The following is a 14,096-nucleotide window of genomic DNA, read 5'->3' as shown; positions in this document are numbered from 1 at the left end:
GGATCCGGCGCCGCCTGGGAGATCCACGCCATGTGTGGATGATCCTGGTGCCGCGCGACAGGCTTTCGCTTGCCGCCTGCGGCCGCGCAGCCCACAATCCATGTCCGGACCGTCGCCATCACGCCCATCATTCCCCGGTCCGGCCTTGGCACCTATGTCTCCCAATGCCCTGGCGCTGGTCGAGCTGCTGATCCGCGAGCGCCGTGCGTTGTCTCGCTTCATCGCGCGCTATCTCGACCCGGCCAGTACCGAGGACACCCTGCAGAACCTGTACCTGAAGGCCAGCAGCGTGCCCGGTGATCCACCGATCCTGGAGCCGCGCGGCTATCTGTACCGGATGGCCTATCACCATGCGCTCAACCGCAGCCAGGCCGACGCCCGCGAGCGGCGCGCGATGGCCGAGTACGCCGCCGACATGGCCGAGGCGGGCCACGACGGCGAGGCCCAGGCACTGGACCAGGCACAGCTGCGCGAGATCACCCAGACCATCCTCGCGCTGCCAGCGCAGGTGCGTGAGTGCTTTGTGCTCAACCGCTACCTGGGCCTGAGCGAGCGTGAAATCGCCACTCGGCTCGGCATTTCCAAGAGCCTGGTCGGCAAGCATGTGCTGCGCGCGGCACTGTTGATCCAGCAGCACCAGCAGGGAATGCATCGATGAGCGGCGATTGCAGTGGGCAGATCGCGCCCGCCGTTGTCACAACAGGAAAGCGCACCCGTTCGTGGTGCGGCAGGCCACAACCATGACCACGTCCGAACCCTCGCCGCGTCAGGCCAGGCAGGCGTTGCGCTGGGTGATCCGGTGCAGTGCAGGCCCGCTGCCGGAACGCCAGCAACGAACCCTGCAGCGCTGGCTGCAGGCCGATCCACGCCATGCGCTGGCCTGGCGCCAGCAGACGGCGTTCTGGCGGGGGCTGGATGCCGCCGGGCCCGAGGTGCTGGCGGCGCTGCCCGAGCTCACCACCGATCGCGAGGGCCTGCGCCCGATCGCGCCGCGCCGCCTGCCATGGCTGCTGGCCAGTGCCGCCGCTGTGGTTCTGATGGTCGCGGCCGCACCGCAGGCGCTGTTGCTGGCACGCAGTGACCTGCGCAGCAGCGATACACCACGCGTGGTGCAGCTGGAAGACGGCAGCACCGCCGTGCTCGATGCGGGCACCGCATTGGCGGTTGCGTTCGATGGCCAGCAGCGGCACCTGCGCCTGCTGCGCGGCCAGGCCTGGTTCCAGGTGGCCCATGAGGCGCGACCGTTCCAGGTCGAGGCGGCGGGCGGCCTGGTCCGTGACATCGGTACCGCCTTCAGTGTGTCGATGCTGGATACCACGGTCACCACCGAGGTCAGCGAGGGTGTGGTCGACGTGCGTCCGGGCGATGGCAGCGTACAGCGCCTGCATGCGGGGCAGTCACGCGTGTTCCGTGACGGTCGCTGGCTGCAGCCTGTGCGGCTGGAAGATCCCGAGGCCGTGGCGCCATGGCGGCGGGGCGAGGTAGTGATCGATGATCAGTCGGCCACGCAGGCCATCGCCGATCTGGCGCGCTACCATCGCGCCCCGGTCTGGGTACTGGGTGGGCAGGGTGCAGGCGTACGGGTCAGTGGCTTGTTCCACCTGCGGCAGCCGGAGACGGCCATCGATGCGGTGGCCGCGCAGGCAGGACTGCGAGTGCAGCGCTTGCCCGGCGGCGCGCTGGTGGTGTGGTGAGGCCCGCGCAGCACCTGGATGAACGGGCCGCATGAAAAAAACATGAAAAAAGCCGTGGGCACCTGCAGTGTCCCGCTGTCTATAGAGGTATAGCCAGAGCGAAACACCGTTTTTCCTCAAGCCAGACACACCACCGGCACCGGATGTGCCCGTGGTCCAGCCACGCTTGAGGAGTTCCTGTCCATGCCGTCCACGGCATCCGCCTGTCATCGTCGCGCCACCGTTCTGGCCCTGGCCGTTTCCACCGCATTGCTGCCGCTGGCCTGGGTGCCGACCGTGCAGGCACAACCGGCGATCGTCGCGCCGCTGCGCCAGTACGCCATTCCGGAGCAGCCACTGGCTGATGCCGTACGTGCCTTTGGCCGCCAGGCCGATGTGCAGGTGGTGTTCCGCAGTGACCTGGTGGAGGGCCGCCGCTCCAGTGCGGTGAGTGGCGAGTACAGCCAGATGCAGGCCCTGCAGCAGCTGTTGCGCGGCAGCGGCGTGCGTGCACAGCGCGGCATGGACGGTACCTGGAGCCTGCGGGCCGCAGCGGAGGCGGGTGAGGGCGAAGGGGTGCGGGTGACCGAAACACTGGACGTGGCCGGTCGCCTTCAGTCGGAAGGGGGTGAGGCCCGCGATCGGCGTGGCTACGACGATGTGTTCGCGCTGGACATGACCACGGCGTATTCGGGGCGCGACCGGGTGGAACGTTACCGTGGCTCCAATCCGGCCGACGTGGTCAAGGATCTGGTCGGTGTGTTCAGTGGCGATGCGCGCAACAGCGGCGCGCTGGACGTCAATATCCGTGGCATCCAGGGGCCCGGGCGGGTGCCGGTCAGCATCGATGGCGGCGAACAGGCGCTCACGGTCTGGCGTGGCTACAACGGCGTCAGCAACCGCAACTACATCGATCCCAACCTGATTGGTGGCATCCAGGTCATCAAGGGGCCAGGGCTGGTGCGCGATGTGCACAGCGGGATCGGTGGTGCGCTGGTGATCAAGACCATCGACGTTGACGACATTGTTGCTGCCGGCGAACGCTTCGGCGGGGAGCTGAAGATCGAAGGCAGCAGCAATGCGGTGGCACCGCGCCTGCCGCGCCTGCACACCGGCGAGGATTACCGCACCGTGCCGGGGTTCCCGCAGGGCTCGCCGAACTCACCCTATAACGACCGCACCCTGGTGGTGCCGGTGAAGTCGCGCAGCGGCAACAACCCCTTCGATGGCGAAGACCAGGCCTGGCGGTTGGCACTGGGCGTACGCGGCGACAACGTCGACCTGATGGCCGCCTACGCCTGGCGCAAGCGCGGCAACTACTTCTCCGGCAGCAAGGGAAGCGCGTACTACGACCAGGACCGGCGCGAGCAGTACGAGTACCAGGGCATCGACTACATCACCACGCTGGCGCGCTACTTCAAGCCCGGCGATGAAGTGCCCAATACCTCCAGCGAACAGGAGTCCTGGCTGGTCAAAGGCAGCTGGCAGATCAACGATGACCAGCAGTTGAAGGCGACCTGGCGGCGCACGCTGTCGCACTACGGCGAGATCATGCCGTCGCGCATCCTGTCGGCCCCGGACTACGGCCGCATCCAGTGGCCGCTCAGCCGGGTCGATTCGGATGTGTGGAACCTGGAATACCGTTTCCAGCCCGCCGGCAGTCGTTGGCTGGACCTCTACGCCAACCTGTGGCGCACGGAGACGGACAGCGATACCTACAGCGCTGGCGGCTTCCCGAACTTCGCAGTGGGTAATCCGGCGTGGAATCCGGACGCCAGCCCGATCCTGCGCAACACCGCGCTGGCCAACGCGCGCAACGACCGCACCGGCCTGATCCTGAGCAATCGTTTCGCCCTGCATTCGACCCTGGACCTGACCGTGGGCGGCAACTGGCAGTACGAGAAGCTCGGCTCGAGCGATCCGTACTTCGGTACCACCGATGGCTGGCGCATGTTTCCGCGTGCCGGGCGCCGACAGGAGGGCGAGGGCTACCTGACCCTGGAGTGGCGGCCGGTCGACTTCCTTACCCTCAATGCAGGCGTGCGCTACAGCCGCTACTGGGCCTTCGACGATTTCCTCGAGGCGCACCCCGAGCTGCTGACCAAGGGCGTAGGTGGCAAGGAAGCGCAGTACACCGTGAACGAGTTGCCGCCCCGTCCCGCCAATCTGCAGGCCCGCATCGACGCGTTGGAAGCACGCCGCGCCGTATGGGAAAAGCGCGGCATGGGCTGGTTCATCGATGACAGCATCCGTGCCTTGCTGGCGCCGTACGAGACGCCGCGTCCGGTCAGGTACACGCGGCCCTGGCTGCCCGATGCCGATGGCAACTACACCCGCGCCGGCAATCCGTGCCTCAATGGCGAAGTGGCGGCCATTCCCGGCGTGCAGCCGGTGTTCGCCGGCAGCGACCAGGTCTGCAACATCGGTAACAGCGTACAGTCGCAGCCGGTCGATGCACGCAACAGCCGCCGCCGCGACCATGCCTGGCTGCCGACCTTCTCGGCCACTGCACACCTGTCCCCGGCCGCCCGTGCCTACGTGCGTTACAGCGAAGCGGTGCGCTTCCCGAGCATGTTCGAAAGCACGATCGCCTTCTCCGGCAGCCTCAATCCGCTGCATGCGCTCAAGCCCGAGCACGCCTACAACTACGAAGTGGGCTACGTGCACAACCTGTCGGCCCTGTTCGGCAACACCGCCGATGCCGACGTCAAGCTGGCGTACTACGTGCACAAGACCCGTGACGTGATCGAGCGCGATGGCAACTTCCTGTTCGACAACATCGACAAGCAGACCATCCGTGGCATCGAACTGCAGGCCCGCTTCGACAACCGGCGCTTCTTCACCGATCTGGGCATCACCCGCACGCTGGAAAACGAGGTGTGTGACGAGAGCACGGCGGTGCTCCTGGATGCGAACCGCGGCCTGGTCCCGAACTGCGTGCAGGATGGTTTCGTCGGTGGCTACCTGCTGACCCAGGCCATTCCCAAGCTGTCGATCAACTGGTCGCTGGGCACGCGCCTGTTCGATGAACGCCTGGAGCTTGGCAGCCGCATCGTGCACTACCAGCGCCACGAGAACCCTGATCTGCAGGCCTACCGTGACCGTTTGCTGAGCGGTGGCAGCGGCCTGCTCTGGCAGAACGTGCCGTTCACCTGGGGAAACATCACCACCGTCGATGCCTATGCGCGCTGGCGCTTCAACGAGCATGCCAGCGTCGAACTGGTCGGCAGCAACCTCGGCAACCGCTACTACGTCGATCCAGCCACGCGGTCCACGCTGCCGGCTCCGGGTCGCACCCTGAAGCTCGGCGTCACCGCACGCTTCTGATCTCCCACCTTCAAGCGTTGTACCCGTAGTTCCCTCAACCAAGGAGCAATACCATGAAAATGATCTCCCGTTCGGTTCTCGCCGTTGCTGCCTCGCTGGCTCTGGTCGGTGCCGCGCATGCTGCCGATATCGTCGGTGCCGCCAGTGCCAAGACCGATGCCGAGCTGTATGTGGCGGTTGGCGAATCGCAGGTCAATGGCGGCCCGCACCGCGCTGGCAAGGCCGGTATCGGTGTCGGTACCGTGTCCCAGGCCAAGCCGGTGGACTTCCAGGGCCTGAGCGCCTACTCGGCACCCACCACCGTCAATGGCGTGACGGTACGTACCCTGGCCATGCCGATCACCGGCGCACCGGGCAGCCACGCCGGCATGGGCCACTTCAACTTCGTCAAGGTCGGCAGTGGCGATGTCTGGTTCGGTGAGTGGTCCAAGGATGGCGCCGCCGGTGGCTTCAACAACCGCCAGGTCTACTTCGTCGGTGACCGCGCCGGCACCACGTTGCCTGCTGGCGTGGCGTCCTACACCGTTGCTGGCCTGAACAAGTTCAACGGCAGCAACCTGCTGAGCGGCACCTTCGACGCCGACTTCGGCGCCGGCACCCTGGATGGTGCGCTGTCGGGCAACGGCCTGAACCTGGCCATCGTTGCCAACATCAACAGTGCCGACGCATCGTTCGCCGGTTCGGCCACCGCCAACGGCAGCGTTGCCGGCACCACCCAGGGGCAGTTCTTCGGCGCCAACGCGGCCGCCCTGGCCGGTATCGCCACCTTCAGCGGCAACAGCCAGTACGACACCGCCTTCGGCGGCAGCAAGAACTGATTGCCACGCCCCTGACGGGGCAGGGCAGGGACAAGCCGCGATCCGCCAGTCCCTGCTTCGGCCCGCTGCATGCACCACCACGGATCGACCATGCGCCATCCCATCTTCCTTGTCGTACTGCTGCTGGCGGCCGCCGACGTGCGCGCCCAGCAGGACGATCTTCGCCGCGTGCTCGAACAGGGCACCGACCTGCGCCACCAGCAGCAGGACCAGCAGCGCCTGCAGCAGGCCGAGTCGGAGCGACCGACCATCACCATCGACGGCCAGACCCTGCGCGTGGAGCGCACGGTCGATGATCTGGGCCAGGCGCTGTACCTGTCGCTGCAGCATCAGCAATGGGGCGCCGCGCAACGCTTCCTGGATGAATACATCGAACTGCCTGGCCACGACCCGTTGCTGCGCCACTATGCGCAGGGCGGCCTGGCGCGGGTGGCCGGCAATCACCATCGCGCGGCCAACGAGTACGAGGCGCTGCTGGAGGCACAGCCGGATTTCCTGCCGGCCCGCCTTGAACTTGCGCGCGTCTACGCCGAAGACCAGCGCGATCGCGATGCGGTGGCGTTGTTCACGGCGATCGCGGATGCCATCAGTGCCGATGACCCCGCCACCGCAGGTGTACGCGGACGGGTGGACGCCTATCTGGCTGCGCTGCAGGCGCGCCAGCGCTGGAAAGGCGCGCTGTCCGCCGGCCCGGCATGGAGCGACAACATCAACCGCAGTTCGGCCAGCCGCACCTGCCTGTTCGGGGTAGGCGACACCTGCATCATTCAGCGCAATCTTCCCGATGCCCAGCGCGCCATGGGCCTGGACTACGACGGTAACCTCGAACGTCGCTGGGCCTTGAAGGGCCACCATGGCGTGTACGTGCGTGGCCTCGCATTCGGCCAGGCATGGCGTGGGCACAGCGCCTACAACGAGCTCAATGCCAACGTGCAGGCGGGTTACAGCTGGCGTAGCGCACGGCATACCCTGCAGATCGCCCCCAGCTATGACTATCAGGGCCTCGGCAACCGGGCCCTGCAAGGCGGTAGCGGGCTGCATGGCGAATGGCAATATGCGCTGGACGCGCGCAGCCTGCTCAAGCTGGAGGCCGACTGGAAGCGCCAGCGCTATCGCCAGCGTGGCCTGGCCAGCAATTACGACGGTGAGCTGGCCGCGGTGTATGCCACCTGGTTCCGTGCGCTCAACCCGCGCTGGACCCTCTTTGCCGGGCTGGACCTGAGTGACAGCAGCGCCGCCAACCCAGCCAACGGCTATCGCCAGCGCGGCGTGCGGCTGGGTGCAGCGCGGCAATGGAGTGGCACCACCGCCACCGTATTCGTCTCGTTGCGCGAGCGCGACTACGACGCGTGGAGTCCGCTGCTGGAGGCGCGGCGTGAGGACAGCGAACAGAACCTGATCGCCATCGTGCGCAGCGAGCGCCTTGCCGTGGCCGGGCTGGTACCCAGCCTGAGCCTGCGCTACGCGCGCATCGACAGCAACGTTGGCTGGCTGTACAGCCACGACCGCAGCCTGCTCAGCCTGAAGTGGGAGCGGGCCTTCTGAACACGCCGCTGCAATGCCGCGGTGAACGGGCCGTGGCCACGATCTTCATCCATCATCACGCGCTCTTGTAGCCCGGTTCGCGCATCCTGCGGGCGTTGCGGCAGAGCTGGGCCGCGTGTATCGAGGAGCGCCGGTCGTGCTGGAAGCGGGCAACAAACCAGAGGGCCTGAAAGGGCTGCGTGTACTGGTGGCGGAGGATGAATTCGCCATCGCGATGTTCCTGGTCGACTATCTGGAGCTGAAAGGCGCACAGGTGGTGGGGCCGGCCGGTGACCTGCAGGCGCTGGGGCAGCTGGTCGATACCCATCCCATCGATGTGGCATTGCTGGACATCAACCTGGGCGGTGAGCAGGTCTATCCGCTGGCCGATCGGCTGGCCGAGGCCGGTACGCCCTTTCTGCTGACCTCCGGTTACGACGACAACTTGCCCAGCCGCTTCGCCAGCGCGCCGCGCTGTACCAAGCCTTATCACATCGAAACCCTGGTGCAGCAGCTGGCCGGGCTGGTGGCGGCGCCGCAGGTCTCTGCGGGCATCGCCTGATTGCGCGGCATGTCGCGCCGTCCTGAAGGCATCCACGCCGCCAAGCTGCGTGGCTCGATGCCACCTGCGCCGCGCCTGCATGCGCGCCACGATGGCATGGCCGCGCGCATCGCCCGTCACGACTGGTCGTCCACGCCATTGGGTGCCTGTGAGCAGTGGCCGCCCCACCTGCGCGCCACTGTCGACCTGATGCTGGCCCATGGCTTCCCGATGATCGTGCTGTGGGGCGAGCAGCTGGTGCAGCTCTACAACGATGGTTATGCCGAGATCCTGGCCGACAAGCATCCCGGCGGGCTCGGCCAGCCGACCCGCGAGTGCTGGCCCGAGGTGTGGCATATCAACGGGCCGATCTACCAGCGCGTCTGGCAGGGCGAAACCATCACTTACGAGGACAAACTCTATCCCCTGGCGCGCCGCGGGTGGTTGGAGGACGTCTGGTTCACCATTACCTACAGCCCGATCCGTGGCGAGGAGGGGCGCATCAACGGCGTGTTGGTGACCATGTTCGAGACCACAGCGGCACATGTGGCCCAATTGGCACGCGAGCGCGAAGAGCAGAAGCGGCGGGAGGCGGACCGGCGCTTGGCATTGGCCTTCAAGGTGCTGCCGGTAGGTGTCTGCATTGTCGACACCGAGGGGCGCTTGCAGCTGTCCAACGACCAGATGCGTGCCTACCTGCCCAGCGGCAAGGTGCCTTCCACGGATGAGGTGAACCTGCATCGATGGCGTGGGTGGCATGCGGACGGTAACGCCATCGAGGCGCACGACTTCGCCATCGCGCGCGCAATGCGCGGCGAGACCGTGGTGCCGGGGCTGGAGTTCCAGTACCTGCATGATGATGGCCGCGCGCGCTGGACCCGGGTCGCTGCCGCGCCCCTGCGCGATGGCGACGGTGAGGTCAGCGGGGTATTTGCCATCGCGGTGGACATCGACGACCTCAAGCGTGCCACTGAGCGTCAATCGGTATTGCTGGCCGAACTGCAGCACCGGGTGCGCAACATCATGTCGACCATCCATGCCATTGCCTGGCGGACCCGCGAGTCGGTCAGCAGTGTGGATGAATACGCTGAACGGTTGTGCGGGCGACTGATGTCGCTGGCACGCACGCAGAGCCTGCTGACCCGTGGTGCCAATGCCGGCGTCTGCCTGCGTGGCATGCTCGAAGAGGAGATCGCTGCGCAGACGCCGGCAGCGGCCGCCTACCGCCTGCAGGGCGAGGACGTGCTGCTGCCGCCGAAAGCAGCCGAAGTACTGTCCCTGGCGATCCACGAATTAGCGACCAACGCGCTGAGGCATGGCGCGCTCACCCATGAGGATGGCCGGATCGAGGTCACCTGGGATCTGCAGGTTCAGGCCGGCCAGCCATGGTTGGGCCTGCACTGGTGCGAGCGTCATGCCGAGGTGGAGGACTGGGAGCTGCCACGCCAGCGCGGCCTGGGCCGGGCGCTGATCGAGCAGCGCGTGCCGTACGAGCTGGCTGGCAGCGGGGAGCTGCGCTTTGGCCCACAAGGCCTGGATGCCTGGATCCGCTTCCCGTTGCGGGAGCGCGACAGCCTGCTGCAGACCGATGCTCCGGGCGCGGCGGCGGAGGGTTCCGTCAGGTAAAGGTCCATTTATCCCCAATTGGGCCAAATTGGGCATAATGGCCTCAACTATCCCCGTCTGGAGCCGTGCCATGACCCTGCCGCTGGATCTGCCTGGCCTCGAAAAGGCCCCGGCCTCGTCGGTGAAGACCCGTGGCTGGCCGAGCCTGATGCGCACCGTGCGCGAGAAGCAGGCACTGGTCATCACCAACCACAATCATCCGGAAGCGGTGATCGTGGATATCCGCACGTACCAGGAGCTGCTGGCCAAGGCCGCCGGCGGTGACGCCGGTGAGCGCAGTGAAGAACTGCTGCGCCTGCGCGGTGAGTTCGACCAGACCCTGGCCAGCCTGCAGCGCGGTGAGGGGCTGGGCAAGGTGCTGGGCCAGCCGATCCGCCGTGGCCGCAAGGTCACCCTCGGCCGTCCGCTCTGAACGATGGGGCGGATCCTGGTGCTGGCCGGCGTCAATGGCGCCGGCAAAAGCTCGCTGCTGGGTACCTGGCTGGAAGCCGAAGGACTGAGCTGGTTCAACCCCGATTCGTTCACCCGCCGCCTGGTCGAGGCTGGCTGGCCGCTGCCCGAAGCCAATGCCGAGGCCTGGCAGGAAGGCACCCGCCGCCTGCGCCAGGCCATGGCCGATGGCACGGACTTCGCCTTCGAAACAACGCTGGGTGGCAACACCATTCCGCGCCTGCTGCGCGAGGCCTGCGAGCACCATCACGTCGCGATCTGGTTCTGTGGCCTGGCCACGGTCGAGCTGCACATCGCCCGCGTGGCGGCGCGGGTAGAGGCCGGTGGCCACGATATTCCGGTGGAAAAGATCCACGCCCGCTTCGATTCGGCGCGCGAGAACCTGTTGGACCTGCTGCCGCACCTGGCTGAGCTGCATGTCTACGACAACAGCGCGCCGGCCGACGCAGAAGGCTGCGCCGCGCCCCTCCCGGTGCTGGCGATGGAGCGCGGCCAGCTGCAGTACCCGGTCTCGGTGGCCGAACTGCTGCACACGCCGGACTGGGCCAAACCGATCGTGATGCGTGCGATGGAGTTGGACACCCCGCAGTAGATCCACGCCATGTGTGGATGTCTTTCACATCGCGCGAAGGCGCGCCGTGCACGACTGGGCGCCACCGGAGCTGCGGTTAGACTGACCGCACACTCAAGGAGGATGACATGCACGGACCTGCAACGCTCCGCTCGAGCCCGATCCGCCTGACGCTTGCAGCGCTGGCGCTGTCCTGCACGCCGGCGATGGCCGCGTCGCCCGCCGCCAAGCGACCATCGCCGCCCAGCCTGGTGCAGGCCTTGCACGCCGCCGAAGCCAGTCTGCGACTTATTCCAGGCGGCGATATCGAATCGGACTTCCGCCCGGCGTGGACGGCTGTTGCCGATCTCGATGGTGATGGCCGTTCGGAGGTTGTGTACTTCTACACATCTACCTACACCGGTGGCAGCTTCGCGCAAAGCAATGTGGTGGCGGTGATGACGGAGCTGACGGCGAACGATCCGCGCGGCCAGGCAAATCCGAAGAGTCTGTCGCGGATGGAGGCCGAGGATTTCGCGGCCATCCGGGAGTCAGGCTATGGCGATGATGCCGGCATCCAGATTCCTGGTGCGGTGCAGGCGATCCGAATCGAGGGCAACCGGATCATCGTTGCCTTCACTGTTACCGCGGGCGCAACGGTCTGCGAAATTCCCCGCGATTTTCGCCACGTCTGCCCGCCAGAGGGGCCCTATGAGTGGACCCTGCGCTGGACGCCCGGACAGCTGGCCCGCGAGGGCGGGGACGCCGAGGCGCCCCCGGACGGGGCGTGACATCGGTGCCGGCGTGGTATCAGGCCGGCTTGGGCGCCTCACCTTCACTTGCTTCCGGCAACGGCGGCAGGCTCGGGTCCACTGTCACTGGCAGATCGCTCTTCAGCAGCGCAGCGGCTTCCTTGTCACTGCCTACCGCCGGCGGTGAACCGCGCAGCGGCAGGCCGGCGGTTTCCTTCACGAACAGCATCGTGATCAGGCCGATCACCGCTGCGCCCATCAGGTAGTAGGCCGGCACCAGCGGGTCGCCGGTACGTTCCACCAGCCACGCGGTCACCAGCGGCGTGGTGCCACCGAACAACGATACCGAGACGTTGAAGGCGATCGACAGCGCGCTGTAGCGCACCGGGGTATAGAACAGCGCCGGCAGCGTGGACGGCATCGAACTGGTGAAGCACACCAGCGCCAGGCCCAGCAGCATCAGGCCAAGGAAGATCATCCAGTCGTTGCCGCTGCCGACCAGCAGCAGGCACGGAATGGCCAGCACCAGCAACGCAATGCAGGCGCCGATGATCATCGGCCGGCGGCCCAGCTTGTCACTGAACAATCCGCCGACGATGTTCAGCGGCATCATCACCAGCATCACGATGATGATCAGCAGCAGGCCTTTGCTCTCGGCGTAGCCCATGGTGACGCTGAGGTAGCTGGGCATGTAGGTCAGCAGCATGTAGTCGGTGACGTTGAACACCAGCACCAGGCCCATGCACACCAGCAGTTGGCGGCCGTGCACCTGGAACAGCGCGGTCAGCCCGGGCCGGTCGTGCTCGCGCTTCTCGGCTTCCTCGGCGAAGGCGCGGAATGCCGGGGTCTCTTCCAGCTTCATTCGCATGTACAGGCCGAGCAGGCCCAGCGGGCCAGCCACCAGGAATGGAATGCGCCAGCCCCAGTCCAGCATCTGTTCGCTGCTCAACAGCATGTGCAGCGCGGTCACGGTACCGGCGCCGGCGATGTATCCGCCCAGCGTACCGAACTCCAGCCAGCTGCCCATCAGGCCGCGGTTGCGGTCGGTGGAATACTCGGCGATGAAGGTGGCCGCACCGCCATACTCGCCGCCGGTGGAAAAGCCCTGCACCACACGCGCCAGCAGCAACAGCACCGGTGCCCAGATGCCGATCCGCTCGTAGGAAGGAATCAGGCCGATCGCAAAGGTACCCAGCGCCATCAGGATCATGGTGAACGCCAGCACCTTCTGGCGCCCATAGCGGTCGCCGAGCGGGCCGAACACCAGGCCGCCGAGTGGACGCACCAGGAATGCCACGGTGAAGGTGGCGAAGGCTGCGATCACCTGTGCGGTGGGATTGCTCGACGGGAAGAACACCTGGCCGATGGTGACGGCCAGATAGCCGTAGACACCGAAGTCGAACCACTCCATGGCATTGCCGAGTGCAGCGGCACCGACGGCGCGCTTGAGCATGGGCTTGTCGACGACGGTGATCTCATCGACCTTCAGGTGGCGGCGGCGTTTGAACCAGCCGAAGTGGGCATGGGAATCGGGCGTGTCCTGCATAGGGGCTCCCTTGTAGGTATGGAATAGGGGAATGGGTGCTGTGGTGTGTCCCGGAAATCGGAAACGGCGATGCAGGCGCAAGTGGCGCAGGGGCATCGGAAGGGGGCGTGGGGGCCGGGGAATGTGTGCAGGCGCAACGCCACGCGCACGGCAAAGCACCGCCGCAAGGGCGGAAACGCGGCAACGGGATCACAACGGCCGCGCAGTTGGCAGCCGCGTGTCACATCAGCGTGTGGGGATGGCAGGCCGTGGGCCTGCGGGCGTCATCCGCCGGGATCCAGCGCGAGGCGATGGAAATGCAGGGCGGGAGCAATCGTGGCAAGCGAAGCGCCGGTCGGCAGTGCTTCCCACGTAACAGGTGCGCCCGTCACGTAGTGGGTCGTGTCGATCATCCGTTCATCATAACGGCACCGGCGTGAGCGTGCAGCGAAGCGGGCTGATCTGCACGCTGTGTTCCACGTCGCCTGTTCAGAAGGCTCAGGCCGACTTCGCCAGCAAACCGAACATCGTGCAGGCCATCGCCAAGGCGCCCGGCAGTGCCAGTTTCCGCGTGACCAGTGCGGCGCCGATCATCGTGAGCACCGAGAGCATGATGGCCAGGGCGAAAAACGGTTGGCCCTGCAGGAACTGGTGGATGCAGCCGGCGCAGCCGGCAATGGCCAGGCTGGTGGCGAAGCAGATGTGGAACAGTGAGCCAGCGTGCACAGAGGTTCCTCGCGATGATGGAGGCCATAGCGGCAGGCCTCCCGGTAAATTTAGGGCGGATTTCAGATTGCGATGACGGAATCACATCCTGTACGCGCTCTGGTGACATCGGCGTGCATAAGGTGGAGCACACACCCACTTTTCAAATTGATGGAGGATGCAATGGCGCGGACGATTCCCGAAGGAACGCTGATCGTGGTAGCCGACGGTGGTTCGGCACGGGTGTTTACCAACGTGGGCAGCAACCATCAGTTGACCCTGAAACAGGAGGGCGAGCTGCGCCTGCAGGACATCAGTGAGCAGGGCGTGTCCGGGCAGGGGCCTGCGGGTGCCGTGCCGAAGGACATGTCGGTCTCGCAGCTCAACGAGGCGACGTTCGCCAAGCAGGTGGCCGAACAGCTCAATGAGGATGCCTTGAAGAACCGCTATGCGCACCTGGTGTTGATCGCCGACCCGACCACGCTGGGTCGCATTCGTCCGCTGCTGCATAAAGAGGTCCAGGCGCGATTGCTCGGGGATATTGCCAAGGACCTGACCAACGCGCCGCTGGAAGACATCCAGAAGGCACTGGCGGCGTAGCGCTC

At 66.3% G+C, this 14,096-nt stretch carries 14 protein-coding genes; 11 read left to right on the top strand and 3 right to left on the bottom strand.

Translation table 11 applies throughout. The features are described from left to right. Nucleotides 1-154 precede the first annotated feature (154 nt). The 10 genes from ABE423_RS05745 (at nt 155) to ABE423_RS05700 (ending at nt 11,300) form a co-directional block, all read left to right on the top strand. Nucleotides 155-658, top strand: a complete 504-nt coding sequence (locus ABE423_RS05745) for an RNA polymerase sigma factor (protein ID WP_049462496.1) — start codon at nt 155-157, stop codon at nt 656-658. An 82-nt stretch (nt 659-740) separates the two neighbouring features. Continuing rightward, nucleotides 741-1,694 (top strand): FecR domain-containing protein, encoded by a 954-nt coding sequence (locus tag ABE423_RS05740; protein WP_346485333.1) that lies wholly within the window; start codon nt 741-743, stop codon nt 1,692-1,694. A 183-nt stretch (nt 1,695-1,877) separates the two neighbouring features. Next, a complete protein-coding gene (locus ABE423_RS05735) occupies nt 1,878-5,000 on the top strand; it encodes a TonB-dependent receptor (RefSeq protein WP_180838017.1) in 3,123 nt (1,040 codons plus the stop codon). Between the two features lie 53 nt (nt 5,001-5,053). Further along, complete coding sequence (locus ABE423_RS05730) at nt 5,054-5,818, top strand: Slam-dependent surface lipoprotein (RefSeq protein ID WP_032129432.1); 765 nt, start codon at nt 5,054-5,056, stop codon at nt 5,816-5,818. 90 nt (nt 5,819-5,908) lie between these two features. Then, nucleotides 5,909-7,363, top strand: a complete 1,455-nt coding sequence (locus ABE423_RS05725; protein ID WP_180838016.1) for a porin family protein — start codon at nt 5,909-5,911, stop codon at nt 7,361-7,363. Nucleotides 7,364-7,499: 136 nt separating this feature from the next. Beyond that, complete coding sequence (locus ABE423_RS05720) at nt 7,500-7,904, top strand: response regulator (RefSeq protein WP_019337750.1); 405 nt, start codon at nt 7,500-7,502, stop codon at nt 7,902-7,904. Between the two features lie 9 nt (nt 7,905-7,913). Beyond that, entirely contained in the window at nt 7,914-9,509 is a 1,596-nt protein-coding gene (locus ABE423_RS05715) for a PAS domain-containing protein (RefSeq protein ID WP_125893634.1), read from the top strand. 70 nt (nt 9,510-9,579) lie between these two features. Continuing rightward, nucleotides 9,580-9,921, top strand: coding sequence for a type II toxin-antitoxin system prevent-host-death family antitoxin (locus ABE423_RS05710; protein ID WP_005413623.1), 342 nt, complete (start codon nt 9,580-9,582; stop codon nt 9,919-9,921). A 3-nt stretch (nt 9,922-9,924) separates the two neighbouring features. Beyond that, on the top strand, nt 9,925-10,551 hold the full coding sequence (locus ABE423_RS05705; protein WP_132810239.1) for an AAA family ATPase: 627 nt from the start codon (nt 9,925-9,927) through the stop codon (nt 10,549-10,551). Between the two features lie 107 nt (nt 10,552-10,658). Continuing rightward, the gene (locus ABE423_RS05700) at nt 10,659-11,300 is read left to right on the top strand and encodes a hypothetical protein (protein WP_180838015.1); all 642 of its coding nucleotides are present in this window, start codon (nt 10,659-10,661) and stop codon (nt 11,298-11,300) included. A gap of 19 nt (nt 11,301-11,319) precedes the next feature. On the opposite strand, the gene proP is transcribed toward ABE423_RS05700, so the two are convergent. From proP to ABE423_RS05685, 3 genes are all read right to left on the bottom strand, one after another. Then, nucleotides 11,320-12,807, bottom strand: coding sequence for a glycine betaine/L-proline transporter ProP (gene proP, locus ABE423_RS05695; protein ID WP_180838014.1), 1,488 nt, complete (start codon nt 12,805-12,807; stop codon nt 11,320-11,322). A gap of 263 nt (nt 12,808-13,070) precedes the next feature. Further along, nucleotides 13,071-13,199, bottom strand: coding sequence for a hypothetical protein (locus tag ABE423_RS05690; RefSeq protein WP_256200907.1), 129 nt, complete (start codon nt 13,197-13,199; stop codon nt 13,071-13,073). A gap of 85 nt (nt 13,200-13,284) precedes the next feature. Beyond that, a complete protein-coding gene (locus ABE423_RS05685; protein WP_180838013.1) occupies nt 13,285-13,512 on the bottom strand; it encodes a hypothetical protein in 228 nt (75 codons plus the stop codon). Between the two features lie 162 nt (nt 13,513-13,674). On the opposite strand from ABE423_RS05685, the gene ABE423_RS05680 reads away from it, so the two are divergent. After that, nucleotides 13,675-14,091, top strand: a complete 417-nt coding sequence (locus tag ABE423_RS05680) for a host attachment family protein (protein ID WP_019337746.1) — start codon at nt 13,675-13,677, stop codon at nt 14,089-14,091. The last annotated feature ends 5 nt before the right edge of the window (nt 14,092-14,096 follow it).

Source organism: Stenotrophomonas sp. TWI1409 (genome assembly GCF_039673015.1).
Classification (GTDB): Bacteria; Pseudomonadota; Gammaproteobacteria; order Xanthomonadales; family Xanthomonadaceae; genus Stenotrophomonas; species Stenotrophomonas maltophilia_A.
This window is presented reverse-complemented; position numbering and strand designations above follow the sequence as displayed.

Bases quoted from the DNA above. Each gene is read 5' to 3' on its own strand.
- ABE423_RS05715 (WP_125893634.1), top strand. From the start codon at position 7,914: ATGTCGCGCCGTCCTGAAGGCATCCACGCCGCCAAGCTGCGTGGCTCG.
- ABE423_RS05705 (WP_132810239.1), top strand. From the start codon at position 9,925: ATGGGGCGGATCCTGGTGCTGGCCGGCGTCAATGGCGCCGGCAAAAGC.
- ABE423_RS05745 (WP_049462496.1), top strand. From the start codon at position 155: ATGTCTCCCAATGCCCTGGCGCTGGTCGAGCTGCTGATCCGCGAGCGC.
- ABE423_RS05725 (WP_180838016.1), top strand. From the start codon at position 5,909: ATGCGCCATCCCATCTTCCTTGTCGTACTGCTGCTGGCGGCCGCCGAC.
- ABE423_RS05740 (WP_346485333.1), top strand. From the start codon at position 741: ATGACCACGTCCGAACCCTCGCCGCGTCAGGCCAGGCAGGCGTTGCGC.
- ABE423_RS05710 (WP_005413623.1), top strand. From the start codon at position 9,580: ATGACCCTGCCGCTGGATCTGCCTGGCCTCGAAAAGGCCCCGGCCTCG.
- proP (WP_180838014.1), bottom strand. From the start codon at position 12,807: ATGCAGGACACGCCCGATTCCCATGCCCACTTCGGCTGGTTCAAACGC.
- ABE423_RS05730 (WP_032129432.1), top strand. From the start codon at position 5,054: ATGAAAATGATCTCCCGTTCGGTTCTCGCCGTTGCTGCCTCGCTGGCT.
- ABE423_RS05700 (WP_180838015.1), top strand. From the start codon at position 10,659: ATGCACGGACCTGCAACGCTCCGCTCGAGCCCGATCCGCCTGACGCTT.
- ABE423_RS05680 (WP_019337746.1), top strand. From the start codon at position 13,675: ATGGCGCGGACGATTCCCGAAGGAACGCTGATCGTGGTAGCCGACGGT.
- ABE423_RS05735 (WP_180838017.1), top strand. From the start codon at position 1,878: ATGCCGTCCACGGCATCCGCCTGTCATCGTCGCGCCACCGTTCTGGCC.
- ABE423_RS05690 (WP_256200907.1), bottom strand. From the start codon at position 13,199: ATGATCGACACGACCCACTACGTGACGGGCGCACCTGTTACGTGGGAA.